Below are 26,963 nucleotides of genomic sequence, written 5' to 3' on the forward strand. Positions count from 1 at the left end.
ATATTTTCTCTGCGGCTGGTTAAATTAATAGTCGTGGAGGTGATTAACAATGGCAAACAGACAAAACCAAACTCAAGCTGGCACTAACATCCAGGAAGTGCGCCAGCAAAACGCTCAAGCTTCTCAAGGCCAGCAAGGTCAATTCGGCACTGAGTTCGCTAGCGAAACAAACGCTCAAGAAGTACGTCAGCAAAACCAGCAGGCTGAAGCCCGCAAAGGTCAAAACGCTGGCAGACAAAGCCGCTAATTGTACGGGAAGGCACTCTTTTATCCGCAAAGAGTGCCTTCTTTTTATTTTGCTCTTTTCGCATTAAATGCTGTTATTTGAGTGCCATACCCTCCCGGAAAGCCAACCTTCCCGGACCTGGATGAGGGAGTCAGTGTCAGGTTGAAAAATAAGAGGAGAAATCCCCCTATTTTCAAAAAAACTCTAAAAATAGCTCAAATAGACGGAGAAATTCCGTCTATTGACTCAAAAAACTGGAAAATGGGCAACTTCGCTCCACTTAACCGGAAATTCTCCGCTAATTTATACCCATCCGTACTATATTCAGCAGCTTAACCGTAGAATCTCCGCTTATTTTGAGGGCTTGCTAATGTAAAATAAAAAGCGCTTTTGAAAAAGTTTAGAAGGCAGAACCCGGCTTCGAACATTGTCCAGCTCCAGCGCCTAGCCCCTCGAGGTCACAAGCCACCCTTCCAAAAAGGAAAAGATCGCCTTTCCGGGAGGGGTGTCTTCTGCTTGTCGGGGATGAACAAGGCGCTTCCGCTTTTCCCTATTCGACAAAACTTCCTTTCAATCAGCAGAACTAGTCAAAGGAAAGATTGGGGCAAAGCCGAAATACATAGGTAGAATCTGAAATTGGGACGGTGACCTGTATGAGTACTTTTGACCTGCTGGTATCTGAACAGATGAAAACGATGGAAAAGCTCCTGTTTCTTCAGTCAGAACTGGAACGCTGCCAGGAAATTGAGCATGAGCTTAAGATAATCCAGGAGGAAACGGAGCTGGAAAGCGTCCAGTTTGAAATCCACCGCATGAAAGAGGAATTGCGCGAGATCCACCGGGTGTTTGAAACCCAGACGGAAGAGGTAATAAGGTCGTACCAGGAAGTGAATCTGACCTGCGGCTGAGAGATAGGCAGCAGGGAAGGCCGGGAAACAGGCTGGATCCTTGTGCTTCAAGAGTGACTATATGGGATAGATAGGGCCATTGAGAGATTTTCAATGGCTCTTTGTTTTAAATTCTTTCTTTAACCGTTATAATAATAGGAAATAATACGTTCTTTGTTGCCTTTTGTCGTTTTAGGAAACTTGTGCAAGTCATTTGATAGGTTGCAAAGCGTTTGGGAATGAAAGTAGGGGAGAAGAAATGGGCGTACCCATCGAAGGAGAACCGATGCAAATACACAGCTACAAACACAATGGGCACATCCATCGCGTCTGGGAGGAAACGACTGTCCTAAAAGGGACACAAAGTCTTGTGATCGGAGGAAATGACAGGACGATTGTAACCGAATCCGACGGAAGGACCTGGGTGACCCGGGAGCCGGCAATCTGTTATTTTCATTCACAGTACTGGTTCAATATCATTGGTATGATCCGGGAGGATGGCGTGTATTATTACTGTAATATCAGCTCTCCTTTTATATTTGACGGCGAAGCGCTGAAGTATATTGATTATGACCTGGATATCAAGGTTTTTCCGGATATGACATTCAATCTTCTTGATGAAGATGAATATGAGCGGCACCGGAAGGAAATGAACTATCCTGAAGTCATCGACCGGATATTAAAAGCGAATGTCGATAAGCTGATCCAGTGGATCCGCCAGCGGAAAGGGCCTTTTGCCCCGGATTTTATCGACATTTGGTATGAGAGATATTTAACCTACAGACGCTGATATTAAGGATAAAAAATGCCTATGTAGCACCTGTTGACCTTGTTTCAACAGGTTTTTATCTGTTTAAAAGAGGTATTCTATAGAGAGAGCATTAAGGGGGGCAGCAATTGGACAGCATCAAAAGATATATGAAGTTTGTTAAGCCGTACCGGCTGCAAATTATCGGCACACTTTTAATCGGCATTATAAAATTTGCCATTCCGCTTTTGATTCCGCTTTTAATTAAATATGTAATTGATGATATCGTCGGGAATGATTTACTGTCCCAGAGCGGAAAAACGGAAAGGCTGCTATGGATCATGGGAGCCATGATTGTCATTTTTGTGCTGGCCCGTCCGCCGATTGAGTATTACCGGCAGTATTTCGCACAATGGACAGCAAGCAAAATCCTTTATGATATCCGTGATAGTCTGTTTCACCATATCCAGAAGCTCAGCTTCAAGTTTTATTCCAATAACAGGGCAGGGGAAATCATTTCAAGGGTCATCAATGATGTGGAACAGACAAAAACCTTTGTAGTGACAGGCCTTATGAACCTATGGCTTGATATTGCAACAATTATTATAGCGGTCGTAATTATGTTCAATATGGATATTACACTGACGATTGTTTCTCTGATTCTTTTCCCATTCTATGCTTTCAGTGTCAGGTATTTCTTCGGGAACCTGAGAAAACTGACCCGTGTGCGTTCACAGGCGCTGGCCGAGGTTCAGGGATATTTGCATGAACGTGTCCAGGGAATGGCCGTTGTAAAGAGCTTTGCCATTGAAGATCATGAGCAGAAGCAGTTTGACAGCCAAAATAAAAATTTCCTGGAGAAAGCCATCGACCATACAAAATGGAATGCGAAGGCTTTCGCTGTCGTTAACACCATAACCGATATAGCGCCATTGATCGTCATCGGCTATTCAGGCTATTTGGTTATACAGGACGACTTGTCGATTGGAACAATGATGGCGTTTATCGCCTATATTGACAGGCTTTATAATCCGCTTCGCCGGCTTGTCAATTCTTCCACCACCCTGACGCAGTCGATTGCATCCATGGACCGGGTGTTTGAGCTGGCTGATGAAAAGTACGACATTGATGACTCGCCGGACAGCATTGAAGTGACCAATGTGAAGGGCCATATTCAATTCAACCATGTGGACTTCTCATATGATAAGGAAGAAGAAACTGTGTTAAAGGATATCTCCCTTGATGTCCGGCAGGGAGAAACGATTGCACTCGTTGGGATGAGCGGAGGAGGAAAATCTTCCTTGATCAGCCTGATTCCCCGTTTCTACGACGTCACAAAGGGGGAAATCCTGCTTGATGGGACGGATATCAGGCGGTTTAAGGTACGTTCTCTCCGTGATAAAATCGGAATTGTATTGCAGGATAATATCCTTTTTAGTGAATCCGTTAAAACCAATATCCTTCTCGGCAAGCCGCATGCGAGTGATGAAGAAGTGATTGCAGCTGCCAAGGCAGCCAATGCACATGATTTCATCATGAACCTCCCGGAAGGTTATGAGACTAAAGTCGGGGAAAGGGGTGTCAAGCTGTCTGGGGGGCAAAAGCAGCGGGTGGCCATCGCAAGGATTTTCCTGAAGAATCCGCCGATCCTGATTCTTGATGAAGCTACATCGGCTCTTGACCTGGAAAGCGAGCATCTCATCCAGGAGGCTTTGGAAAAGCTGGCTAAAGACAGGACCACATTCATTGTAGCCCACCGGCTCTCCACGATTACCCATGCCGATAGGATTGTCCATATCGAGAATGGGGAAATTGCCGAAATCGGCAATCATGAAGAACTTATGGCCAGACAGGGTCATTATTATAACTTATTCCAGGTACAGCAGCTGGAGCATTAAGAAAACCCTCCTCTTCTACAGAAGTAATCTTGTAGAAGGGGAGGGTTTTTTCCAATTTAATACAGGTAATTTTGCTCATATAGCAAAACACCAGAGCATATGATTGGAAAAGCCGCTTTCATTTACTGGATTTATTTAGTATTCCTAAATACTATTTCAAAGATTTAATATATTTAAATAATTTGGAAAAATCAGTAGACTTGTTTAATCTTTTTTTATAGAATGAGAAAAAGATAGTGACCAAAGGTACAAATTTAAAGGGGCATACTGTGAGGATGCCCTCCTGGTTCACGGCATTTAAACTGCAGGAAATCAGGAGAACCCATGAAAGACCAGTGCTTCAGCATGGAAAAAAGGAAGGAGTAATGGTGTGAGTCAAGCTCCCGTTTTAGATGTAAAGCAGCTGAAAACCTCCTTTTTTTCTTCAGATGGAGAAATACCAGCTGTGGATGAAATCAGTTTTTCGGTCCGTAAAGGTGAAATTCTGGGAATAGTAGGCGAATCAGGCTGCGGCAAAAGCGTGACGTCGCTGTCAATCATGAAGCTGATCCCCCAGCCGCCCGGGAAAATCACAGGCGGCGAGATTCTGCTCAATGGCGAGGATCTGGTTGCAGCTTCAGAGAGCAGGATGAGGGAAATAAGAGGGAATGAAGTGGCGATGATTTTCCAGGAGCCGATGACTTCCCTTAACCCGCTGTTCACAATCGGCAGCCAGCTGGTTGAGGGCATTATGATACATAAGAAAATAAAGAAAAAGGAAGCGGCCAGCCAGGCTGTAGAAATGCTCAAGCTTGTAGGGCTGCCAAGGGCAGAGCAGATCATGAAGGAATATCCGCACCAGCTTTCAGGGGGGATGAGGCAAAGGGTGATGATTGCCATGGCCCTCTCCTGCCATCCGAAGCTGCTGATTGCGGATGAACCGACTACAGCGCTCGACGTGACGATCCAGGCCCAGATCCTCGCTCTTATGAAGGACTTGAATAAAAAGCTTGATACGGCCATCATGATGATCACCCATGACCTTGGCGTTGTTGCCGAGGTCTGTGAAAGGGTCATAGTCATGTATGCAGGCAAGGTAGTCGAGGAAGCGCCTGTCAGGGAAATCTTCAAAAACGCCAAGCATCCTTATACAATCGGGCTTCTCCAGTCGGTCCCCGATATAAGGGAGAGGAAGGACAGGCTATACTCGATACCGGGTAATGTCCCTAAGCCTGGTTCAGTCAAGCATGGCTGCCGATTTGCGGCAAGATGCGAATTTGTCCATGACCGCTGTCTGTCGGAAACGCCGGAGCTGTACCGGGGAAATTCGCCGGTGCACACAGTAAGATGCTTTCTTCATGATGAATCAGGAGGTGCAGCCAATGACGGAAGTTCTGCTTGAGGTCAATCAGCTTAAAAAGTATTTCCCAATAACGGGCGGCCTTTTTGGCAAGAAGACCGGAGATGTAAAGGCCGTTGATGATGTCAGCTTTTATGTCAATAAAGGGGAAACACTCGGGATTGTAGGGGAAAGCGGCTGCGGTAAGTCAACGACCGGCAGGATGCTGATGAGGCTGATTGAACCAACCGAAGGAAAGGTGCTGTTTGAAGGGAAAGAACTGACAGGACTGAACGATTCGGAAATGAGAAAGATGCGCAAGGAAATGCAAATGGTATTCCAGGATCCGTTTGCTTCCCTGAATCCCCGCCATACAGTCGAAAAAATCCTTGAGGAGCCGCTGATCGTCCACGGGATGGGGGATAAGAAAGAGCGGAAGCAAAAGGTAAAAGAGATGCTCGAAGTCGTCGGTTTGAGCAGCTGGCATGCGAAAAGATATCCCCACCAGTTCAGCGGCGGACAAAGGCAAAGGATCGGGATTGCACGGGCCCTGATGACCAGGCCGAAGCTGATCATTGCGGATGAGCCGGTCTCTGCGCTCGATGTTTCCATACAGTCACAGGTGCTGAACCTGCTTGAAGACCTGCAGAAGGAGTTTCAGCTGACTTATATTTTCATAGCCCATGATCTGGGTGTTGTCAGACATATCAGCGACAGGGTGGGAGTGATGTATCTTGGGAGGCTGGTAGAAATCACGACGGCTGAAAAGCTGTATGAAAAGCCTTTGCATCCCTACACGTCAGCCCTTCTTGGAGCGGTGCCGGTCCCGGATCCAGATTTGCGCAAGGAAGCGGAGCTTCTGAGCGGAGATATCCCGAGCCCGGCTAATCCGCCAAAAGGCTGCGCTTTCCATACAAGGTGCAGGGAGTGCATGGAAATCTGCACGGTCGAACGGCCGCAGCTGGAAGAAATTGAAGAAGGTCATTTTGCAGCCTGCCACTTATACACCAGTAACAGGGTGCATGCATGATAAAAGAAAGATATTAAAAGGGGGAAAAGTATGAAAAAGCGCAATGGTCTTTTAATGTTGGTTTTTGCCCTGCTGCTGTCACTGGGGCTTGCAGGCTGCAGCGGCAGCCAGTCAAGCGGCACTGATGAAGGAGAGAAAGATTCCGGTACAGATTCGGGCGGTGAAACAGCTGCCGGCGGAACACTTGTCTTCGGGCGAAGCGGAGACTCTGATGCTTTGGACCCGGCCGTTACTACCGAAGGTGAATCCTTTAAAGTCACTGTCAATATTTTTGAAACATTGATCAACTTTGGCGAGCAGGATACAGAAATCCAGCCTGGCCTTGCAACTGAATGGGAGGAAAGTGAAGACGGGCTGAAGCATACGCTCAAGCTTCGCGAGGGAGTCAAGTTCCATGACGGGACAGACTTCAATGCAGAAGCGGTCGTCTTCAACTTCAACCGCTGGAAAGCAGGAAATAAAGAAGAATTCTATTATTATGCCTCTCAATTTGGCGATGTCCTAACAGAGGTAAAAGCAGTTGATGATTATACAGTTGAATTTACATTAAGCAGACCGATCGCTCCATTCCTGAAAAACCTGGCGATGTCGCCATTTGGAATCGCGAGTCCTGCAGCAGTAGAAAAGGCCGGCGATAAGTTCACTGACAACCCTGTCGGAACAGGTCCTTTCAAGTTCAAAGAATGGAAACGGAACGACCGTGTCGTCATTGAGAAGAACCCGGATTACTGGCAGGAAGGCCTGCCAAAGCTTGACTCAGTCATTTTCAGGGTCATCCCTGAAAACTCAGCAAGGCTGAATGCTTTGTCTACAGGCGAGGTTGACCTGATTGATGGCGTAAGCTTCAGTGATGTAGGGCAAATCGAAGGAAATGCAGATCTGCAGCTGTTTGACCGCCCGTCCATGAATGTCGGCTATCTTGGGCTGACCAATACACGCGGCCCGCTGAAGGATAAGAAGGTCCGCCAGGCGCTGAACTACGCAGTGGATAAGCAGGCTCTCATCGATGCCTTCTATTCCGGATATGCTGAGCCGGCAAAGAACCCGATGCCGCCGGGAATTGCAGGCTATAATGATGAGGTGCAGGATTATGAGTATAACCCTGAAAAGGCAAAGGAGCTTCTGAAGGAAGCAGGCTATGAAAATGGATTTGAGATGGAGCTTTGGGCCATGCCGGTTGCACGACCATATATGCCGGACGGGCAAAAGGTTGCTGAAGCCATCCAGGCCAACTTTGCTGATGTTGGCGTAAAGGCGAAAATCGTATCCTATGAATGGGGAACTTACCTCGACAAAGCCAATAAAGGGGAAGCAGATTCCTTCCTTCTCGGCTGGACAGGGGACAATGGAGATGCTGACAACTTCCTGTATGTCCTTCTTGACCAGGATACTATCGGATCCAATAACTACACATATTACAAAAACCAGGAGGTCCATGACCTTCTGATTAAAGCACAGACGCTGACAGACCAGGCCGAGCGTGAAGAGCTGTATAAGCAGGCTCAGCTGATCATCAAGGATGATGCGCCATGGATCCCGCTTGTCCACTCCAATCCTGTTCTTGCAGGAAAAGCGGATATTACCGGATTCAAGCCGCATCCAACAGGATCGGATCTGCTGTCTTCTGTGGAATTTAAAAAGTAAATGGAAAGAGAAAGAAAGGGAGTTCCTTAAAGCGGCTCCCTTTTCTTTTAGCCGGACCGATGCGGCTGGACAACCATCAAGAGAGGTGAAAACATGCTGTCATATACGATCAAACGAATATTTTCCCTTATACCGGTTTTACTGGGCTTGTCGCTGATTGTATTTTTCATGATCAGGGCCATACCGGGAGATCCCGCCCAAATCATCCTGGGCCAGCTGGCAACAAAAGAGGCTGTGGCTGATTTGACAGAGCAGCTTGGGCTTGATAAGCCCTGGTTTATTCAATATTTTACATATCTGGGGGGCCTGTTTACGGGTGATCTTGGGGAATCGCTTCGTACGAAGGCACCGATCAGCGGAGAAATTTGGCCTTTCCTGGCAGCTACCATGGAACTTTCCTTCTGCGCCATGCTCATTGCGATCTTTTTCGGCGTGAATGCAGGGATCATCAGTGCCTGGTTCCAAAATTCCTGGTTTGATTATATTGCCATGGTGCTTGCTCTTATCGGTGTATCCATGCCGATTTTCTGGCTTGGCCTTATGGAGCAGTGGATTTTTGCCATCAATTTGGACTGGCTCCCTACGTCCGGACGGGAAGAGGTCAGAAATCCGGTTGAGGCCATCACCAACCTTTATATCATCGATACTCTCCTTGCAGGACGGATGGATCAGTTCTGGGATGTCATCCGCCACCTTGTGCTTCCGAGCCTTGCATTATCGACCATACCGATGGCCATTATTGCCAGGATCACGCGTTCGACGATGCTTGAAGTCATGCGTTCAGACTTCATCCGTACAGCACGGGCCAAAGGGCTAAGGATGTTCTGGGTTGTGTACAAGCATTCTTTGAAAAATGCCATCATTCCTGTTTTGACGATTATCGGACTGCAGACCGGGCTCCTTCTTGGCGGTGCCATCCTGACGGAGACCATTTTCAGCTGGCCGGGAATCGGAAGATATATCTATGAAGCTATCAATTACCGCGATTATCCGGTCATCCAATCAGGGATCCTTGTCATTGCATTCATCTTTGTCATGATCAATCTGATTGTTGACCTCTTATATGCTGCAATCGATCCAAGGATCAAATACAACTAAAGGAGGGAAGAAGCCTATGGAATTATCAACAGAAAAAAATGTACATCCGTCTGCGGTCCAGGCCGAGGAAAAGGTGGAATCCCCCTGGCTTGAAGCATGGCGGAGCTTCCGGAAAAACAAGCTGGCTGTTGTCGGCGCGCTTATTGTTCTGTTCTTTGTCATTCTCGCAGTATTTGCGCCGCTGATCGCCCCTACAGGCATCAACGAGCAGCAGCTGGCAAACCGGCTGAAGGCCCCATCGGCCGACCATTGGTTCGGAACCGATGATTTTGGAAGGGATATTCTTTCCCGGGTAATTTATGGGGCGCGGATTTCTTTATGGGTCGGCTTTCTGGCCGTCCTTGGCTCACTTGCCGCAGGCTGTCTGCTTGGCATCCTTGCAGGCTATTATGGCCGCTGGGTGGATACGATCATTTCACGGTTCTTCGATATCATGCTTGCATTTCCTAGCATCCTTTTGGCGATTGCAATTGTAGCGGTACTGGGCCCATCCTTAAGGAATGCACTCATTGCCATTGCCATCATCAATATCCCTAACTTTGGGCGCCTGATCCGTTCCCGTGTGCTCAGTGTAAAGCAGGAGGAATATATCATGGCGGCAAAGGCGGTCGGCATGAGTGATGCCCGTATCTTATTCCTTCACGTCCTGCCGAACAGCATGGGTCCAATCATCGTCCAGGGAACACTGGCAGTGGCAACTGCCATCATCGAAGCAGCTGCTTTGGGCTTCCTTGGCCTGGGGGCAGAAGCGCCAAATCCCGAATGGGGAAAAATGCTCTCAGATGCAAAGGCATACCTCATCCAGGCCCCCTGGACAATGATCTTCCCCGGACTCGCCATCATGCTCACAGTACTCGGCTTCAACCTCATGGGCGATGGGCTGAGAGATGCATTGGATCCTAGGATGAAGAGTTAGGAAGAAAAGGGAATGTGCATGCTCAATAAAGGAATGTGAATTCTGCTCATGAACAACATATATTTGTACTACATCTTGTGGCATTACGCATATTAGGCATTGGTTGAATATTCCACATTTAAGTGTCTTTTGACTTGAGAACCTAGAAGATTGGCAATGTCAAAAAGGGTACGGAAAAAGATCTTCCGCACCCTTTTTTGTTTGATAACAAATATTCTTTAGCGCCTAATTAACTAATAGATTTAAAAGCTGCCTTGGATATTACATTACTCAAACTTTAAAAAGCCTGTTGATTGCAGTGGAAGGCACGTAGACTCCTGCGGGATTGCAGCGGCCATGCTGAGACCCCGCAGACGCGCAGCGGTGAGGAGGCTCAGCGTCGCCTCGCGGAAAGCGAAGTGCCTGTAACGGAAATCAACAGCCGCCGCTATCGGAAAAACCTAATCACTTCGTTTGAAGAATTAACAAAAGCAGCCTGATGGCTGCTTTTGTAATTTATTCCTCGTTTTCCTCTATACTAATCTCGTTTTCCTCTTTATGATACGACTGGAAGCTCGAAATCAATGTATCCAAATGCTCGACCTGTTCGTCGTATTCAATAATGGCAGAAATAATCTGCATCGTATGATAGATGATCTGCTCATCATCATTTTCCATGTTTTTATGCTGCGCCAGGAAGAAGGTGAACAGCTCCTTGCGGTCCAGGCAGATATCGCCTTCTTCAAAACTCACCTGAGGTTTCACTTTACCAATGAACTTAAGCATCACATGCTCATGATAGTGTATCAGACAGTCCAGCTGCTGCTGGATAGAATTCTGGAAATCCTCTGGCATCTGCTGCAGCTCGTATTCATGGCGGTGCAGCCTTTTCAGTGTTTCAAGCGACATTTTAACGGTCGAGATCATCTGTCTGTAGATGACCAGCTTTCTTGCTTTAACCGGACTGTCTTTTTTCAGGTAATTACGTTCTTCCTTGTACATAAGGTACAGCTGATCGAGCTTGATGACATCATCTTTCAGCTTTTCGATATCATTTTTTAAGAGCATATGCTCAGAGGCATGGCGGACGTTCAGCCTGATCCACTTTGTAATATCTTCTGTCGCATTGGATATTTTATAATACAGCTTGTTTTCATATTTAGGCGGCAGGAATACAAGATTGACCAGGAAAGCTGATAATATCCCAAGCATGATGGTCGAAAAACGGATAACAGCAAATTGAACAAAGTCATCACCAGGAGTCTCCATGATGGCGATTAAGGTCACCAGTGACAGGGCGATGGTTTTTTCAAGCTTCAGCTTCAGGTTGATAATGATGACAATGACGGCGGCAAGACCGACAATGAAATAGTTGTTTCCGAAAACAAGAACAAAGACGACGGCAATGACAGCCCCGATGATATTGCCCTGGATCTGCTCGATTACCGATAGATACGATCTGTAGATGGTAGGCTGAATCGCAAAAATGGCTGCGATGCCTGCAAAAACAGGGGTTGGCAGGTTGAAGATTTCTGATAAAAATAAAGACAGTATGATGGCAATTCCCGTTTTTAGTATTCGGGCTCCAAGCTTCATGCAAATAATATCCTTTCGTATTTATAATGGCTGCCTTATTACAATAGAACAGCAATTATCTATTTTATACTTACTTTAAACCGATTTGCTCATTGTTAAACAATTATGTACTATACAGGGATTATCCTTGAAGTTCAAGGGACAAATATGATAAATCTCCGATAAAATTCCATTAAGGCGCTTACATGAAAAAAGTGGCGCATTGCCGGATCGATTATAGTATATGGGCGGGAAAGGCCTTCATATGATCCTTCAGTTGTGCTGTGCATAAAAAGAAATAGGAAATAAATAAGGCCCGCTCAAGAATGTTGAGCGGGCCTTTGGCGAACCATCATTCTGTAGAAACAGAAGGGTCAGCCTGTTCTTTTACAGGTACTACCTGGAAGAAGTGGTTTTCAACGTCTTCAAGCAATTTGGACAGCTGTTCAGATTCTTCGTGCTGCCCTTGTTCCGTGAGCATTTTTATATAATTGCCGAGAAGCTCTTGAACATCTTCCTGCCCTTTTGAGGATAAAGCAGAGACCGTGACCTTTGCCCCTTTTGCGATCCTGCGCTGAAGGGCTTCCTTCGTGAGCCCCAATTCCGGCTGATGGCGGAGATATACGACTCCGCCGGTCATGCCCGCGCAGATCCATGGTCCAGGATCGCCCAGGACAAGGCCTCTGCCATTTGTCATGTATTCAAAAGCAAATCCCTTAATATTGGCATGTGTCCCGATGTTGCCATGTTCTTTTTCAGGAAGAGGCTTTTTCAGCTGCCCGCCAATAATCATGTCAGCACCGGAGAGACGGATGCCTGCCCGAGCATCGGCATTGCCCTGGGCCACGAGGAGCCCTTTTTGTGCGCCGTATCCAAACCCTTTGCCGACTGATCCGTTGTAGAAGCTGCCATTCTTTCCTTTTGATTTAAAAATCAGAATCTCTCCGCCGAATGAAGTCTTGCCGATGCCATCCTGGGCACCGCCGGCCACTTCAATATGGATACCGGCGCTGTTGTAGGCTCCGAGCCCATTGCCTGGAATCGAGCCGCCCTTATATTTAAGGGAAACTGGCGGAAGGCTCTGATATGATCCGTCCAGCCGGTTTCTGACACGGTGGCAGGAAACACGGCTTCCCAGCACACGCTGTTCTGAAGTAATGCTCTGGTATTCGCGTGATTGGTGAAGCTCTTCTACGCTTGCATCAAGATATTCTGCGCCTACTGCAACCTGAAGCTGGTGGGCATCGAGGGAAGCAGCCGCTTCCTGGTGGCTCAATTGGCCAATCTCCAGGGTGCGGAGGAGGTAGGTCAGGTCAAGCTGTTCTTTTCCTTTTGCCTGCTCGAGGAGGTCAGAGCGCCCGACAGCGTCCTGGAGGTTCCTGATTCCAAGTCCAGCCGCCAGCGCCTTGAGTTCCGTCCCGAAAGCTGTATATAAGTTCATGATGCCCTGGACGGCCAAATCGAATTGACGAGGGACGAAGCGGCGGAGGCCATGATCTTTTGCCTGCGCTTCTGTTTCGATCTGGGTCGCAATCCCGACATGGCATGTATCCAGATGGCAGCCGCGGCATGTGGTACAGCCGATTGCAAGCATAGAAAGTGTCCCGAATCCGATTCTGTTTGCACCGAGGAGCATAACCTTCAGCACATCTGATGCACTCTTGATGCCGCCGTCTGCCCAGATTTCCACACTGTCGCGCAGTCCTGCTTCAAGCAGGGCGTTATGGGCTGCCTTAACGCCGATTTCAACCGGAAGTCCGACATGCTGGAGCGCATGGATCCTGGCTGCGCCGGTGCCCCCGTCAAAGCCGCTCAAAGTGATGATATCCGCCCCGGCTTTTGCGATTCCAACCGAGATCGTCCCGATATTAGGAACGACAGGGACTTTTACAGCAACTTTCGCTTTATCATTGGCCGTCTTAAGCTCGTGTATCATTTGGGCCAGGTCTTCAATTGAATAGATATCATGATTGTTGGAAGGCGAGATTAAATCTGAGCCGATGGTGGCATTTCTCGCCTCGGCAATCTTCGCTGTCACTTTTGAGCCGGGAAGATGTCCGCCTTCACCCGGCTTCGCGCCCTGGCCGATTTTGATTTCAAGCAGGTTTGATGAGTTCAGCAGCTCTGCGTTCACCCCAAACCGGCCGGAAGCAACCTGCTGTCCGCGGGTATTCGGGTATTTGCCCAGCATATCCTTGATTTCCCCGCCTTCACCGTTCATGCTGACCATGTTCAGGCGGTCTGCACCTTCTGCATAAGCCCTGAAGGCAATCTCATTCTGTGAGCCGAACGACATGGAAGCAATGACAAAAGGAAGATCATGCGTCCCGACATTCAGGCTCACCTCTGAAGGCGATACAGGGGAGGAGGCCGGCTTGAAGCCGGTCAGATGGCGGATCGTTGTTGGATTCTGCTCCTCCTGTTCTGAAATCTTTTCCCCGTATGCTGTATAGTCGCCGGTTTTGGCAACTTCGCCGATGGCTTTCCAGATGCGCGGGAAAAGATGAAAAGTTTTTCCGATTCTTTCTTTTTCATTCTGGTAATCTTCTGCTCTCTGAATAGCATCTTCCTTCATGCTATCGAAATTGCAGGCAAGCTCTCCTGAACCGAAGAAGTTTACGATATTCAGTATTTCGGCTGTCTCCTCATGAAGCCCGATGCTTGAGAATAGGCGCCCGTAGCCTCTCAGCTCGTGTATCCCGATAGTAGAAATGACCTTTTCAAGGCCTTTTGTCAAGGCAGTGTACAGGTTTACAAGCGGCGTGGCCGATTCGTCCAGCACAGTCATGAACATATAGTACGGAGATATCAGATCTGCACCAAGTCCATAGCTGGTGATGATATCATGCAGCGACCGGATGGAAGCCGAACGGAGCAGGATGGAACAGTCCCTGCGGACCGCTTCCTTAACGAGCGCCTGATCGATCGCTGATACAGCCAAATGCGGATCGAGCCAGAGATACCCATTTTGGTGAGCCTGTGAATCATCCAGTATGAGGAGGGATTTTCCGCTCCTGACAGCGGCCACGGCATCCTCCGCCAAACGGCCAAGGGCCTCCCGGATGCCTTCATCTTCACTGAAAACAATCGGGATGTAGGCAGTCAGCTTTTGCTCCTGGTAATAGTCTGTCACCTGGTCATAGCTTGGCTGCTGGATGATGCCGGAACATTCGAATCCTGCTTTTCCTTCAATCAGGAGCGGAGTCTGAAGTTCAGTCACTCCTGAGACTTCCTTATCAGAATGGAAGAGGGCAGGGCGCTTCCCGATGATGGTCCTGGTTGAAAAGTGTTCTGTCTCACGGTCACGGTCAATGGCCGGATTGGTCACGACGGCCACACTTTCCTTTATATAGTCGGCAATATTTTTCCGCTCAGGGTTCAATGCTGCCAAAGGTGCATCATGTCCTAAAGAGCGGATCGGTTCAATGCCTTTATCAGCCATCTGCTCAACAAGCTGGACCTGGTCCCTTTCCCAGCCGAAAGCTTTGTATTGGCCGTTATGGATCTTACTTGGATAGTTCATTGAAATCGTTTTGGGCAGCCTTGGCGTTTCGAGCCGCTTCCTGCTGCCGTCCAGATGCACCCGCTTTGAGAATCTCTTGTATACTTCTTCCTGGTATGCATGCTGTTCAAATACTTCAAGAACATCTCCGTTCCATTTCAGGCCGACCTTTTCTCCAGGAGCCAGCGGCTTAGGCTCGTTTACATATTCGCTGGAAGGAATAATACCCGGTTCGGAAGAGAATAAATAAGAGCTTTCTGTTTCAAGCATCCAGAGCGGGCGCAGCCCAAGTGCATCCACGCTGAATACTGCCTCGTCCGCAAAGCGGGAAATGATGCCTGCAGGACCCTGGGCAAAATGGCCCCAGCCTTCCCGGATGTAGGTGTACAGATCCTGGAGATGGACCGGGTATGACTTGATTTCATTTACGATTGGCGGGAACATCACATCCATCGCTTCAAAAAGCGAATAATTTTCACGGCAAATAAACGTCTCAAGTGTTCTGCTCAAGTCCTGTGAATCGCTGCCGTCCTTCACGAGAGGGACGCCTGCAAGCTTAGCTTCATCCCGAAGCTTGGCAATTGTGTTGATTTCACCGTTATGCCCAAGCACACTGAAAGGCTGGACGCGGAAAAAGCTGGAGAGCGTATTGGTCGAATATCTGTTATGGCCTAGTGTCATCGTCGATGCGGCAAGCGGGTTCGCAAGGTCATGATAATATTTGGGCAGGATATCCCCTGCGCCCATTACTTTATATACGGCATGGTGCTGGCTTAAAGAAGCCACATGGACATGCTCATCTTCTTCGAAATCTATAATGAGGTTAAATAATTTTTCCGTAAGGGGCTGGCCCTCCAACTCTGATACAATGGCAAACTGCCAGAATATAGGGTTTTCCTGGATGGCAATCGGCCCAAGGGCTGAAGAATCTGTCACTTCGTCTGATTCAAATAGGATTTCAAAGCCTGCATCTACTAATTTTTCTGCAAGACTGGCTTTAATGCTTGAGCTTTTTTCATTTCTTGACATGAAAACATGGCCGACCGCAAAACCTTCGCGGGAGGCTGCCTCAGGATCGGCACCGGCGTCAGATAGCTTCTGCTTCCATAGCTCGCGCGGGATATCAATGTGAATCCCGACGCCGTCGCCTTCTCCGTTAATAAAACCCGCGCGGTGATTCATCGTGACAAGCGCGTCAATGCAGCTGAAGATATTCTCCCTTGAAGGGATCTTATTCTTTTCCATTGCGGCTACAATCCCGCAGGCATCGTGCTCCTGGCGGTTAAATTCAGTGAATAGGGATGGGCTCCAAGTTTGTGTCATAAATACGGCTTCAGCAAATTGCCAAGCCGGTTCACCTCCTATAAGATTTTTCTGTATACAAAATGAAATTTTGTAAGGTTAATTGTTTCGGGGAAACATATAAGGGGAAAAACAGACAAAGTGGGACTTTATTTTTCAAAAACACAAAATAAACAAAAGTGAGTTTTTCGAAAATTAGTATTTCTATCATATCATAAGAATTTTCAGAAATCAATTAATTATACAAAACTATGGATGGGGAATAGGGAGCTGGAAAAGGATATGCTGATAAAACCTCTTATTTTGTAAACGTTTTCAATATTACCTATATTAAAAAAGGAGCCGTTTCAGGCTCCTTTTATGCATAAAAAACTGTATAATTATTCTCCGCCCATTATGCTGAATGCATGATTGACTGCATGGAGAGTTGCGTGTATATCTTCTTCGGTATGGGCAATGGTTACAAACCAGGCTTCATACTTGGAAGGTGCCAGGTTGATCCCCTGCTCCAGCATCAGCTTGAAGAAACGCGCAAAAGTCTCGCCATCTGTGTTTTCTGCCTGCTCATAGTTTTCTACTTTTTCTTCTGTAAAGTAGATGGTCAGTGCGCCTTTCAGGCGATTGATGGTAATTTGGACCCCGTGCTCAGCCGCAGCTGCCAGGATTCCTTCTTCAAGCATTTGCCCAAGCCTGTCGAGATATTCATAAACTCCATCCTGTTTCAGGACTTCAAGGCAGGCGATTCCGGAAAGAATGGAAGCCGGGTTTCCTGCCATTGTTCCTGCCTGATAGGCTGGGCCTAATGGAGCCACCTTTTCCATGATTTCCAGTTTGCCGCCGTAAGCACCGATCGGAAGCCCGCCGCCAATGATTTTGCCCATTGCTGTCAGGTCAGGCTGAACGCCAAGCATATCCTGGGCGCCGCCATACATAAAGCGGAAGGCTGTTATGACTTCATCATATATAACGAGAGAGCCTGCTGCATGGGCAATTTCGTTAATCTGCTCCAGGAAGCCCTCCTTTGGTTCAACAATCCCGAAATTTCCTACGATCGGCTCGACCAGCACTGCTGCGATCTCGTCTCCCCATTTTCTCATCGCTTCTTTAAACGGCTCGATATCATTGAATGGGACCGTGATCACTTCCTGGGCGATGCTTTTCGGCACGCCGGCAGAATCAGGTGTTCCAAGTGTGGATGGCCCTGAGCCTGCAGCAACAAGGACAAGGTCGGAATGGCCATGGTAGCATCCGGCAAATTTAATGATTTTGTCTTTTCCTGTGTATGCCCGCGCCACACGGATCGTGGTCATGACGGCCTCAGTGCCTGAATTGACGAAGCGGACTTTTTCCATGCCCGGCATGGCTTCCTTCAGCATCTTGGCGAATTTAACTTCGTGCGGGGTAGGTGTTCCGTACAGGACCCCTGTTTCTGCTGCTCTTTTGATTGCTTCAGTAATATGAGGATGTGCATGGCCAGTGATGATGGGGCCGTACGCAGCCAGATAATCGATATATTGATTTCCGTCAACATCCCAGAAGTAAGCTCCCTGCGCACGCTCCATCACAACGGGAGCGCCGCCGCCAACGGCTTTATAAGAGCGGGAAGGGCTGTTTACTCCGCCCACAATATGTTTAAGTGCTTCTTCATGTATGCGTTCTGAATTTGAGAAATTCATTTTCTTCCTCCTTAGGCGTAATTCCCCCTCTATATTACCGCAGTTTAACGGGCAGTAATAGCCCCGCGCTTATAGTAAGAAAGTTAGGAAAAAGGAAGGGGCTGGGACTGAACTGTCCGTAAAGCCTTACTGGCTGAGTCAGCCCGCTGTGGAGAGTGCTCCAGAGGGAAGAAGTGCAGGCTATTTGTATTAAAGATGTCCTTTGGCTAAAATGAGTTCTTGGGGCACCGGCTTTGGAGAAGGCAGGATGCCTTGGATGTTTTGAAATATATGCCCTTGTAAAAAGGGATTGAACTGGAGGAAAACATGAAGGATGCCATCATTGTAAATGGCCTGCGCAAGGAATTTAAGGCCTATTCAAGCAGGGCCGGCCTTAAAGGGGCCTTCCGCGATCTGTTTACGCGAAATTATAAGATTGTCCCTGCTGTCAACGATATCAGCTTTCAGGTAAGGCAGGGGGAAATGGTAGGCTACATAGGGGAAAACGGAGCGGGAAAGTCGACGACCATCAAGATGCTGACCGGCATCCTGGAGCCGACTTCCGGGGAGGTGACTGTCAACGGGATGAATCCGCACAGGGACCGGGAGAAATTCGTCCAGACGATCGGGGTTGTGTTCGGGCAGAGATCCCAGCTGTGGTGGGATATTGCCGTTCAGGAATCGTTCCGGCTTTTAAAAAAGGTTTATAAAGTTTCTGATGAGGATTATGCCAGCCATATGGACCATGTCATCAGGACGCTGGATATCGGGCCTCTCCTGGATAAGCCCGTGCGCAAGCTCTCGCTTGGACAGAGAATGCGCTGCGAGCTGGCGGCGGCCCTGATCCATAATCCGCCGCTGTTATTTCTTGATGAGCCGACGATTGGCCTAGATGTCCTGGTTAAGCTGAAAATCCGTGAGTTTTTAAAAGAAATCAACCAGAAATACAATACAACCATTCTTTTGACCACCCATGACCTTTCTGACATTGAAGCACTTTGCGAACGGGTTGTCATGCTTGATGAAGGCCGCATCATATACGACGGTGCTTTGCAGAGCCTGAAGGAAACCTGGGCTGAGGGAAAGGAAATACGGTTTGAATTTCTTGAGCAGGCAGAATTGGAAGCCTTGGAAGAGCTTACTGCTGATCTCCCGGTCGAATGGCAAAGGAATGGAGAAGACGAAGCCTTTACGGCCTTTGCGGAGGATAAAGAGGAAGTCATCTCTGCGCTGATTGCAAGGGCAGTCTCGGCCTACAAGGTCAGGGATATTAAAATCATGGAAACGTCAACCGAAGAAATTATCCGCAATATATACGATAAAGGCATGGCTTGAGGAGGCAGCAATGGATAAGTATGTAGAAATGATCCGTATCCGTTTTTTGATGATGCTCGCCTACCGGACGAATTATTATACAGGCATTCTGATATACAGCATTAATATCGGCGCTTATTATTTTTTATGGACTGCGATATATGGAGGGAAAGAGAGCATTGAGGGCCTTTCCGTCCTGCAGATGACCACCTATGTAGCTGTTGCCTGGATGGCCAGGGCCTTTTATTTCAATAATATTGACCGGGAAATGGCTGCAGAAATAAAGGAAGGAAAAGTAGCGGTCGAACTGATCAGGCCATACAATTATCTTGGCATGAAGACCATGCAGGGGCTTGGTGAAGGCATTTTCCGTTTGTTCTTTTTCTCTGTTCCCGGCATGGTCATTGTGGCCCTGATCTTCCCGCTTGAATTTTCGGCAGACCCTTCTACCTGGCTGCTGTTTTCAGTGTCCATATTACTCAGCTTCTTGATCAATACCCAATTAAATCTGCTGACAGGGATTACGACTTTTTTCTTATATAATAATACAGGCTTGATCAGGGCCAAGCGCGTGGTGATCGATCTGTTTTCCGGGCTGCTGATCCCTCTTTCCTTTTTCCCTGTGTGGGCTCAGGATATCTTGAAATTCCTTCCCTTCCAGGGCATCAGCTATATTCCAAGCATGATTTTCACCAATGGCTTCACACAGGGGGAAGCCATCAATGGTCTGCTGCTTCAGGGAGTGTGGGTGCTGATCCTTATCATTCCGATACAGGCACTTTGGACCGCGGCGAAAAAGCAGATGGTCATACAAGGAGGGTAACAGCTTGTTTTATATTTCGATTTTCTTCCAATATGTGTCTCAGTATATGAAAACAAGGCTGGAGTATCGGGCAGATTTGGCGGTTGAGGTTGTATCCGACTTGCTGTTTCAGGCAGTCAATTTGATCTTTATCCTGGTTGTCTTTGGACATACCAGCTATTTGAGCGGCTGGAACAGAGATGAAATTATCTTTATTTATGGCTTCTTTCTTGTTCCGTATGCCCTGTTTTCTTCCTTTTTCAATATTTGGGATTTCAATGAACGATATATCGTAAAAGGCGAGTTTGACAGGATTTTGACCAGGCCTGTCCATAGCCTTTTCCAGATTGTCCTGGAAAGGATGGAACTGGAATCTCTGTTTGGAGCCGTGACCGGCCTGGTGATTATGTTTTATGCGGGAGAGCAGCTTGGACTCAGCATAAGCTGGTATGATCCTTTCTTGTTTATCCTGCTTGTGCTCGGCGGTGTGATGGTTTACGCGGGAATCTTCGTCCTGATTGCGTGCATCAGCTTTTGGGCAGACGCGAGAACTTCCATCATGCCGATGATGTACAATATCGGGAATTATGGAAGATATCCGGTAGACATATATAATGGTGCCATCCGTTTTGTACTTACCTGGATCCTCCCGTTCGCGTTTGTCGGTGTCTATCCGGCGGCCTATTTCCTTGGGAAGCATGAATGGCTGGCCTATTCTTTCCTGACGCCAGTCATCGGTCTGGTATTCTTCTGCCTGTCCATCATCGTCTGGAATCAGGGAGTAAAGAAATACCGTGGTGCGGGGAATTAGAATGGCAAAAACAGCACTCTCTTAAATGAGGTGCTGTTTTTTTTATGTCTTCTGATCTTGGTGTAAACTCAAACTCTGCTGTTTTCTTTTTCGTTCAAATGTTTTATATCTTTGAGATAGTTTTGATAAGCAGCCGTTGCTTTATCCGGCGGCTTTGGGAGTGTTTTATAAATTTTATTAAGCATATAAACCGCTCTGAACAAAGTGCCGGCAATGATCCCGAAAGCAATAATGCCCGCCAATAAAGGACTCAGCATCAATAAAATGCATCCTAAAATTACAGCGAGCAATATAGACAGCAGCAGATACATAAATAACTCCTCTCACTTTAAAAATGGATATTCATTATTTTAACAGGATAATACTGGAACCGCACTATTTGTTAAAAGACAAGCCGGCATACAGGCCCTGCTTTAAGCGTATAAATCTAGGGAGTATAAAGGAGAAGAGGGTCTGATTTGGTCTTTTATCTTTCGCTGATATTGATTGCCTTCTGTGTATTGATGAGTCTGCGGACCTTGTTTATCCCCCATAAGATCCGCGGTAAAAGAGTCTCGTTTGAAAACTTTCTGTATCTTGCTTTTATATATGTGACGGTCATGATTGGCTTTGGGCTTATTTACGTTTTAATGGAGCAGAACGGTACCCAGGTTCTCCGGGAAAGCGCGGGAGCAGAAGGGGGAACATTTTTTCAAAGGCTGGAGACAGGTTTCTATTTTAGCGCCGTAACCCTTTTTTCAGTAGGCTATGGCGATATTTCCCCTATAGGGATCGGGAGGATGATCGCCGTCCTTGAGGCATTGATCGGCTACACGATTCCCGCAGCATTTGTAGCGAGGGCCGTATTCGACAGAGAGTCCTGACAGTGTCCCGGATTTGTGTTTGCGGCAGATTTTGGATAGGCTTATGATATCACAACGATGGAGGGATTAATATGCAGATTGAACTGGGAAAACAGGCTCCGGGGTTTGAACTGCCGGACGCAGATGAAAAGCCGGTAAAGCTGTCAGACTTCCGGGGCAAAAATGTGGTCCTGTATTTCTATCCTAAGGATATGACACCTGGGTGCACGACCGAAGCATGTGACTTCAGGGACAAGCATGAGGAGTTCCAGGGAGCCGACGCTGTAATCATCGGTATAAGCCCGGACCCAGCCGGCAGGCATGGTAAGTTTATTGAGAAATACGGATTGCCTTTTATCCTGCTGTCAGATGAAGAGCATAAAGCCGCTGAAGCATATGATGTATGGAAGCTGAAGAAAAATTTCGGCAAAGAGTATATGGGGATTGAAAGATCCACCTTCATCATTGATAAAGAAGGGAATTTGGTGAAGGAATGGAGGAAGGTCAAGGTTAAGGGCCATGTCGAAGAGGCGCTTGCTTATGTACAGGAGCAGCTTTCCTGAGTAACGGGATTGGATACTTGTATCCAATCTTTTTTTCATTTTAGTGTAGTGATTTGCGGGGGCCATTCGTCTAATATACTAAGGGTTAAATTTTCCAGAATGGATATTGGGTGATATGTGATGGGCAAATACATTTATATCTTGCTGACAGATACAGGAACGATATTTTCAAGACTGATAAAGTGTTATACGAAAGCTCCGTATAATCATTCTTCCATTGCGCTGGACAGGCAGTTCAATCAATTATTCAGCTTCGGGAGGCGCAGCTATTTGAACCCTTTTTCAGCCGGATTCATTAAGGAAAGGGTCGATGGGGGCGTGTTCAAGCATAAGAGAAATACGAGATGTGCGGTTTACCGGCTGCAGGTTTCAGATTCACAGCATAAAGACATCCGGAAAATAATCCTGCAATTTGAGGAAGATCCGCTGAGGTATAAATATAATCTCCTCGGGTGCATCGGCATTATCTTTGGGATAAAATTTCAAAGGGCCGATGCCTTCACCTGCTCGCAATTCGTATCCACCATTCTTACACAGAGCGGGATACATACATTTGATAAATGCTGTGAAATGATCAGGCCTGATGACGTTGCCGGCATCCCCCGGCTGTCTTTGATATATGAAGGATATCTCCATCAATATTGGGAGAGGTCGCGAATGGCTGAACCACTGCATAAAAGGGCAGCTGTCTGGCCCAATTTAACATAACAAAGGCGGATGTCCATTCATTTAAACAAGTTTTGAATATCATTAGATTAGGGCATACCTCCTCAGATACTTTGAAGCAGATCCTTTCAGGGTCTGTTCTTTTTTTGAAGAACAGGGAGGACCCGATGGAGAAGTTTTGGTATCAGTAGAAGCGGGTATGATCGATTGAAAAATGTAAAAACATCCTTCGGGTGATATGATGAAGAAAACGAAGGAGGGAACGGGTTTGAAAATAGTATCTTCTCTGCAGCCGGAAAAGGATCTGCAGGATAAAATTAAGAATACTTTTCCGGATGCGGCTTTTGAATTTTATGAGAGTATGGAGCAGGCTGAAGGGGCATTATCCCAGGCTGAAATCTTCATTACTTATGGCGAGGATCTGACAGCTGCGCATATTGAGAGTGCCAAAAAGCTGAAATGGATCATGGTAATGTCCGCGGGGCTGGAATTGATGCCGCTCAAGGAATGTGAAGAAAGAGGCATTCTTATTACTAATGCAAGAGGGGTTCACAGCATCCCGATGGCAGAGTTTGCACTAGGGATGATGCTGATGTACGAAAAAAAGGCGAAAAAGCTTATTGTCAATGAAGAGAATGAGGTCTGGGACCGGAATATCCAGATGGGCGAGCTCCGCGGAAAAACCATGCTGATCCTTGGAACCGGCGCAATTGGAAGTGAAATAGCCCGGCTGGGGAAAGCTTTTGGATTGAAAACCTGGGGCATCAACCGCAGCGGTTCGCCTGTGCCACATATTGACAGCCTTTTCAGCCTTGAAGAGTTGGACATACTATTACCGGAGGCTGATTTCCTCATCTCGGTGCTCCCCAGTACTGGAGAGACAAGACATCTGCTCAGGATGGAGCACTTCCGCAGGATGAAGAACAGTGCAGTCTTCATCAACTTGGGCAGGGGGGATGTCGCCGGGGAAGAAATATTGCTGGATGTGATGCAGAAGAGGCTGATTTCACATGCCTATCTGGATGTTTTTGAAACAGAGCCGCTGGAGAAGGGGCATCCATTCTGGAAGCTGGACAATATAACCGTCACTCCGCACTTATCAAGCAGATCAGCCATGTACCTGCCAAGATCCTTTGAAATTTTTGCCCATAATCTTCATACATATATACAAAGCGGGAATGACTATGTGAATAAAATTGATCCTGGGAAGGGGTATTAATTTGAAGATCTACACTAAAACAGGAGATAAAGGAACAACATCGCTCATATACGGAGAGCGTGTATCAAAAGGGGACATGCGGGTAGAAGCTTACGGGACCTGCGATGAAGCCAATTCGATGATCGGCCTGGCACTCAGCTATTTAAAGGGTGAATTTTTTGAGGGTAAAAAAGAGCTTGAAGACACATACCATAAAATACAAACAGCCCTTTTCCATGTAGGCGCAGAGCTTGCGACTCCTCCCGGGAAAGAGGTCAAGTGGAAAGTTTCTGAAGGTGATATCAAAATCATGGAGACCAAAATTGATGAATGGGATGCTGAACTCCCGCGGCTTGCCAATTTTATCCTTCCAGGAGGAAATCCTGCAGGAGCCGCTTTCCATTCAGCCCGGACGATTGTGCGGCGGGCTGAAAGGGAGGCCGTGCGGATTGAAGGTGTTAACCAATTGGTGCTTTCATACCTGAACAGATTGTCTGACCTGCTGTTTGTAACGGCCAGATATGTAAATCTTCAGCTGGGGGAAAACGAGAAAAATCTTCACGAAGAGGATTGAAATCAATCAGGCATCATACAGTAATATTGACAAATAGCATAAAAAGTTAGTACACTATTTATAAAGATTACAAAGTAAGAATCTTTGTTGGAAAAGAGGTGCATGACGGTGGCTCAAACACAGTTAAAAGAAGCGCTGGATACCTTGAAGGATACAGGAGTGCGTATTACTCCGCAGCGTCATGCGATACTTGAATATTTAATAAGCTCCATGTCACACCCGACTGCAGATGATATTTATAAAGCATTAGAAGGAAAATTTCCTAATATGAGTGTGGCTACAGTTTACAATAATCTAAGAGTATTTCGTGAAGTTGGCCTGGTAAAGGAACTGACCTATGGGGATGCATCAAGCAGGTTTGACTTTATTACAACCCATCATTATCATGTGATTTGCGAAAACTGCGGAAAAATCGTGGATTTCCATTATCCTGGTTTGGATGAAGTTGAACATCTGGCTTCCCATGTAACAGGTTTTAAAATCAGCCATCACCGCATGGAGATTTACGGCACATGCCCGGATTGTGCAAGCAAGGAAGCGCACTAATTCTATAACGCCGATAGCCTGCTATCGGCTTTTTCTTTTGTTTTAGAGGGAATCGGCGGCTTACGGATGTTTTGCGGATAAAAAAATAACCCAGCATCCCTGCTGGGCCGATTTATTCTGAGCATATCTATTGCTCAGCTTTTTTCTGTTTTGAACCCTTTCTGTTGTAGCTCTCATTGAATTCTTTCCCTTCGAGGGAAGGATCGAGTGTCAGCGGTTCATTGCAATACATGCACATATCCACACGGCCAAGCATCTTTGTATATTTCCCGCAATTAGGGCACTCAACTTGTACAGTTTTTGTTGAGAGCATGCCAATCCAGAAATAAACACCGGTGCTGGCGATGATGCAAAGCATGCCTAACAGCATGAATATAGTCATGACAATCGGTGAAGTCCTGAAGAATATTCCTATATACATAACAATAAAGCCGATGAATACCAGACTAAGCGCAAAGGTCCGTATTTTGTTGATCTTGCTCGAATATTTTGCCATTCTTTTTTGTCCCTCCCAAAGTATAACTATACCATATTTGCTTTTCTAAAGGATATCTGCAATACATGAATAATGATCCTGTCGAATAATGCTTGGGGACAGCAGGAATTCCTGGATGGCTGTAGAACCTATATGCTATAAAAGAAAAGCGAGGGGCCTTGCGCAGATGAGCGCCGACTTGGAATGCCGTGTGCTGCGGCAATATCAAAGTGCCTCCCGGGGCTGGTCCGGAGGATAGGCTCCGCTGCACTAAGTTATTGAAGTTCAAATTAATCTATCCTTATCTAATATTAATGGAGGAATGATGATGGAAGACATTCTTCGCCCTATTTATCAGGAACGGGCAAGCCAGGCCAACACGCTTGGAGTGCTGATCATAGAAAAAAGAAATAAAGCGGTCCCTGTTACAGATACCTTCGATGCAGTCCTGCTGATCGTTGTCCAGGAGGCGGAGGTGCCGGTTTTCGTGAAGCATTATACTTATAATGATAAAAAAGCAGCACTTCATATCGTAAAGGAGAGCCAGCTGAATGAATGGATCCTCCACGGCTCCAACAGGAAGATTTTTGATTGGCTATATAATGGGAGAGTCGTTTTTGACCGCAATGAGTATATAAGCAACCTGAAAGTTGAATTAAAGGAATTCCCGTTCTATGGAAGAAAGCTTAAGATGGGCGTGGAATTTGCGAAATTAATAAGGCGCTATATGGATGGAAAGGCATTTTTTGAAAATAATCATTATCTCGATGCCTATAACCATGTCGTTCATTCTCTTCACCACCTGGCGCGGCTTGCTGTCATTGAAAGCGGCTTTCACCCTGAAGTCACTGTATGGCATCAGGTTAAACAGATAGAACCGGAAATCTTTAAATTATATGAAGAGCTTGTCATCAGTGAAGAGCCATTAGAAAAACGCCTTGAGCTTCTTTTTCTGGCAAGTGAATTCCTGATCCATTCAAAAACCAAAATCGGGATTCAGCATCTCACTGATATAATGTCCGAAAAAGAGGACTGGTCCTTCAATGAAATGATCACCCATCCTGAATTAAGTGCTTATTCTGTTGATTTAAGTATGCTGCTTGAATATCTGATCGATAAACATCTAATAGAGGCAGTTGAAATTGTGACGAAAAGCCCTGGTTTGTATCACCGCCATTATCGGACGAAAAAATTATTTTAAAAAAACATTAAAACGTATTGACCTTTTATTATTTACTTGATATATTTATATCCGTCGCTGCTAGTTGTTCAGCAAAAACACAGTGGCTGACGGATTTAAATAACAACCTGAAAAATTATTTTTGAAAAGTGTTGACAGAACGAATGACACATGATAAGATAATAAAGTCGCTCAAGGGCGGCGAGGTTAAAGA

The 26,963-nt window shown here is 46.6% G+C and carries 24 protein-coding genes; 19 read left to right on the forward strand and 5 right to left on the reverse strand.

Going from position 1 to position 26,963, the window contains the following annotated elements:
• The first annotated feature begins 49 nt into the window (after nucleotides 1–49).
• The 9 genes from ABU165_RS18715 (at nucleotide 50) to ABU165_RS18755 (ending at nucleotide 9,765) form a co-directional block, all read left to right on the forward strand.
• Nucleotides 50–247: a gamma-type small acid-soluble spore protein gene (locus tag ABU165_RS18715; RefSeq protein WP_009795202.1), complete on the forward strand. Its 198-nt coding sequence runs from the start codon at nucleotides 50–52 to the stop codon at nucleotides 245–247.
• 632 nt (nucleotides 248–879) lie between these two features.
• Nucleotides 880–1,134 carry a YgaB family protein gene (locus tag ABU165_RS18720; protein ID WP_009795203.1) on the forward strand — a complete coding sequence of 85 codons (255 nt, stop codon included), beginning with the start codon at nucleotides 880–882 and terminating at the stop codon, nucleotides 1,132–1,134.
• 238 nt (nucleotides 1,135–1,372) lie between these two features.
• Nucleotides 1,373–1,903, forward strand: coding sequence for a nucleoside tri-diphosphate phosphatase (ntdP, locus tag ABU165_RS18725; protein ID WP_009795204.1), 531 nt, complete (start codon nucleotides 1,373–1,375; stop codon nucleotides 1,901–1,903).
• 107 nt (nucleotides 1,904–2,010) lie between these two features.
• Complete coding sequence (locus ABU165_RS18730; protein WP_009795205.1) at nucleotides 2,011–3,759, forward strand: ABC transporter ATP-binding protein; 1,749 nt, start codon at nucleotides 2,011–2,013, stop codon at nucleotides 3,757–3,759.
• Between the two features lie 370 nt (nucleotides 3,760–4,129).
• Nucleotides 4,130–5,140: an ABC transporter ATP-binding protein gene (locus ABU165_RS18735; protein ID WP_311225783.1), complete on the forward strand. Its 1,011-nt coding sequence runs from the start codon at nucleotides 4,130–4,132 to the stop codon at nucleotides 5,138–5,140.
• Nucleotides 5,121–6,107 carry an ABC transporter ATP-binding protein gene (locus ABU165_RS18740; RefSeq protein WP_094769933.1) on the forward strand — a complete coding sequence of 329 codons (987 nt, stop codon included), beginning with the start codon at nucleotides 5,121–5,123 and terminating at the stop codon, nucleotides 6,105–6,107. The genes ABU165_RS18735 and ABU165_RS18740 overlap by 20 nt, the downstream gene beginning before the upstream one ends.
• 30 nt (nucleotides 6,108–6,137) lie before the next feature.
• The gene (locus ABU165_RS18745; RefSeq protein WP_129613409.1) at nucleotides 6,138–7,751 is read left to right on the forward strand and encodes an ABC transporter substrate-binding protein; all 1,614 of its coding nucleotides are present in this window, start codon (nucleotides 6,138–6,140) and stop codon (nucleotides 7,749–7,751) included.
• Nucleotides 7,752–7,844: 93 nt separating this feature from the next.
• The gene (locus ABU165_RS18750; protein WP_009795210.1) at nucleotides 7,845–8,849 is read left to right on the forward strand and encodes an ABC transporter permease; all 1,005 of its coding nucleotides are present in this window, start codon (nucleotides 7,845–7,847) and stop codon (nucleotides 8,847–8,849) included.
• Between the two features lie 16 nt (nucleotides 8,850–8,865).
• Entirely contained in the window at nucleotides 8,866–9,765 is a 900-nt protein-coding gene (locus tag ABU165_RS18755) for an ABC transporter permease (protein ID WP_022543512.1), read from the forward strand.
• A 495-nt stretch (nucleotides 9,766–10,260) separates the two neighbouring features.
• Here the strand turns inward: ABU165_RS18755 and ABU165_RS18760 are convergent, their stop codons facing one another.
• From ABU165_RS18760 to ABU165_RS18770, 3 genes are all read right to left on the reverse strand, one after another.
• A complete protein-coding gene (locus tag ABU165_RS18760) occupies nucleotides 10,261–11,340 on the reverse strand; it encodes an FUSC family protein (RefSeq protein WP_009795212.1) in 1,080 nt (359 codons plus the stop codon).
• 331 nt (nucleotides 11,341–11,671) lie between these two features.
• Nucleotides 11,672–16,144 carry a glutamate synthase-related protein gene (locus ABU165_RS18765; RefSeq protein ID WP_009795213.1) on the reverse strand — a complete coding sequence of 1,491 codons (4,473 nt, stop codon included), beginning with the start codon at nucleotides 16,142–16,144 and terminating at the stop codon, nucleotides 11,672–11,674.
• Nucleotides 16,145–16,503: 359 nt separating this feature from the next.
• Nucleotides 16,504–17,799, reverse strand: a complete 1,296-nt coding sequence (locus tag ABU165_RS18770; protein ID WP_009795214.1) for a glutamate-1-semialdehyde 2,1-aminomutase — start codon at nucleotides 17,797–17,799, stop codon at nucleotides 16,504–16,506.
• Between the two features lie 306 nt (nucleotides 17,800–18,105).
• On the opposite strand from ABU165_RS18770, the gene ABU165_RS18775 reads away from it, so the two are divergent.
• The 3 genes from ABU165_RS18775 to ABU165_RS18785 are packed head-to-tail and all read left to right on the forward strand — an operon-like array spanning nucleotide 18,106 to nucleotide 20,705.
• Entirely contained in the window at nucleotides 18,106–19,113 is a 1,008-nt protein-coding gene (locus ABU165_RS18775; protein ID WP_094769929.1) for an ABC transporter ATP-binding protein, read from the forward strand.
• A gap of 10 nt (nucleotides 19,114–19,123) precedes the next feature.
• Entirely contained in the window at nucleotides 19,124–19,915 is a 792-nt protein-coding gene (locus ABU165_RS18780) for an ABC transporter permease (protein ID WP_101551695.1), read from the forward strand.
• Nucleotides 19,916–19,919: 4 nt separating this feature from the next.
• Nucleotides 19,920–20,705, forward strand: a complete 786-nt coding sequence (locus ABU165_RS18785) for an ABC transporter permease (RefSeq protein WP_009795217.1) — start codon at nucleotides 19,920–19,922, stop codon at nucleotides 20,703–20,705.
• A gap of 68 nt (nucleotides 20,706–20,773) precedes the next feature.
• Here ABU165_RS18785 and ABU165_RS18790 read toward each other — a convergent pair whose 3' ends face one another.
• The gene (locus ABU165_RS18790; protein ID WP_009795218.1) at nucleotides 20,774–21,016 is read right to left on the reverse strand and encodes a hypothetical protein; all 243 of its coding nucleotides are present in this window, start codon (nucleotides 21,014–21,016) and stop codon (nucleotides 20,774–20,776) included.
• 147 nt (nucleotides 21,017–21,163) lie between these two features.
• Between ABU165_RS18790 and ABU165_RS18795 the strand changes: the two genes are divergently transcribed.
• The 6 genes from ABU165_RS18795 (at nucleotide 21,164) to perR (ending at nucleotide 25,094) form a co-directional block, all read left to right on the forward strand.
• Nucleotides 21,164–21,568: a potassium channel family protein gene (locus ABU165_RS18795; protein WP_009795219.1), complete on the forward strand. Its 405-nt coding sequence runs from the start codon at nucleotides 21,164–21,166 to the stop codon at nucleotides 21,566–21,568.
• Nucleotides 21,569–21,639: 71 nt separating this feature from the next.
• Complete coding sequence (gene bcp / locus ABU165_RS18800) at nucleotides 21,640–22,110, forward strand: thioredoxin-dependent thiol peroxidase (RefSeq protein WP_009795220.1); 471 nt, start codon at nucleotides 21,640–21,642, stop codon at nucleotides 22,108–22,110.
• 120 nt (nucleotides 22,111–22,230) lie between these two features.
• Entirely contained in the window at nucleotides 22,231–22,818 is a 588-nt protein-coding gene (locus ABU165_RS18805) for a hypothetical protein (protein WP_101551703.1), read from the forward strand.
• Nucleotides 22,819–23,044: 226 nt separating this feature from the next.
• Nucleotides 23,045–23,995, forward strand: coding sequence for a D-2-hydroxyacid dehydrogenase (locus ABU165_RS18810; RefSeq protein WP_318060725.1), 951 nt, complete (start codon nucleotides 23,045–23,047; stop codon nucleotides 23,993–23,995).
• A gap of 1 nt (nucleotide 23,996) precedes the next feature.
• Nucleotides 23,997–24,548 (forward strand): cob(I)yrinic acid a,c-diamide adenosyltransferase, encoded by a 552-nt coding sequence (locus tag ABU165_RS18815; RefSeq protein ID WP_318060724.1) that lies wholly within the window; start codon nucleotides 23,997–23,999, stop codon nucleotides 24,546–24,548.
• A 108-nt stretch (nucleotides 24,549–24,656) separates the two neighbouring features.
• Complete coding sequence (gene perR / locus ABU165_RS18820) at nucleotides 24,657–25,094, forward strand: peroxide-responsive transcriptional repressor PerR (RefSeq protein WP_022543515.1); 438 nt, start codon at nucleotides 24,657–24,659, stop codon at nucleotides 25,092–25,094.
• A 127-nt stretch (nucleotides 25,095–25,221) separates the two neighbouring features.
• On the opposite strand, the gene ABU165_RS18825 is transcribed toward perR, so the two are convergent.
• Nucleotides 25,222–25,590, reverse strand: coding sequence for a YgzB family protein (locus ABU165_RS18825; RefSeq protein ID WP_009795226.1), 369 nt, complete (start codon nucleotides 25,588–25,590; stop codon nucleotides 25,222–25,224).
• Between the two features lie 307 nt (nucleotides 25,591–25,897).
• On the opposite strand from ABU165_RS18825, the gene ABU165_RS18830 reads away from it, so the two are divergent.
• Nucleotides 25,898–26,770 carry a nucleotidyltransferase-like protein gene (locus ABU165_RS18830; RefSeq protein ID WP_022543517.1) on the forward strand — a complete coding sequence of 291 codons (873 nt, stop codon included), beginning with the start codon at nucleotides 25,898–25,900 and terminating at the stop codon, nucleotides 26,768–26,770.
• Nucleotides 26,771–26,963: the final 193 nt, after the last annotated feature.

The organism is Cytobacillus sp. T106 (genome assembly GCF_040492155.1).
Classification (GTDB): Bacteria; Bacillota; Bacilli; order Bacillales; family Cytobacillaceae; genus Bacillus_AB; species Bacillus_AB infantis.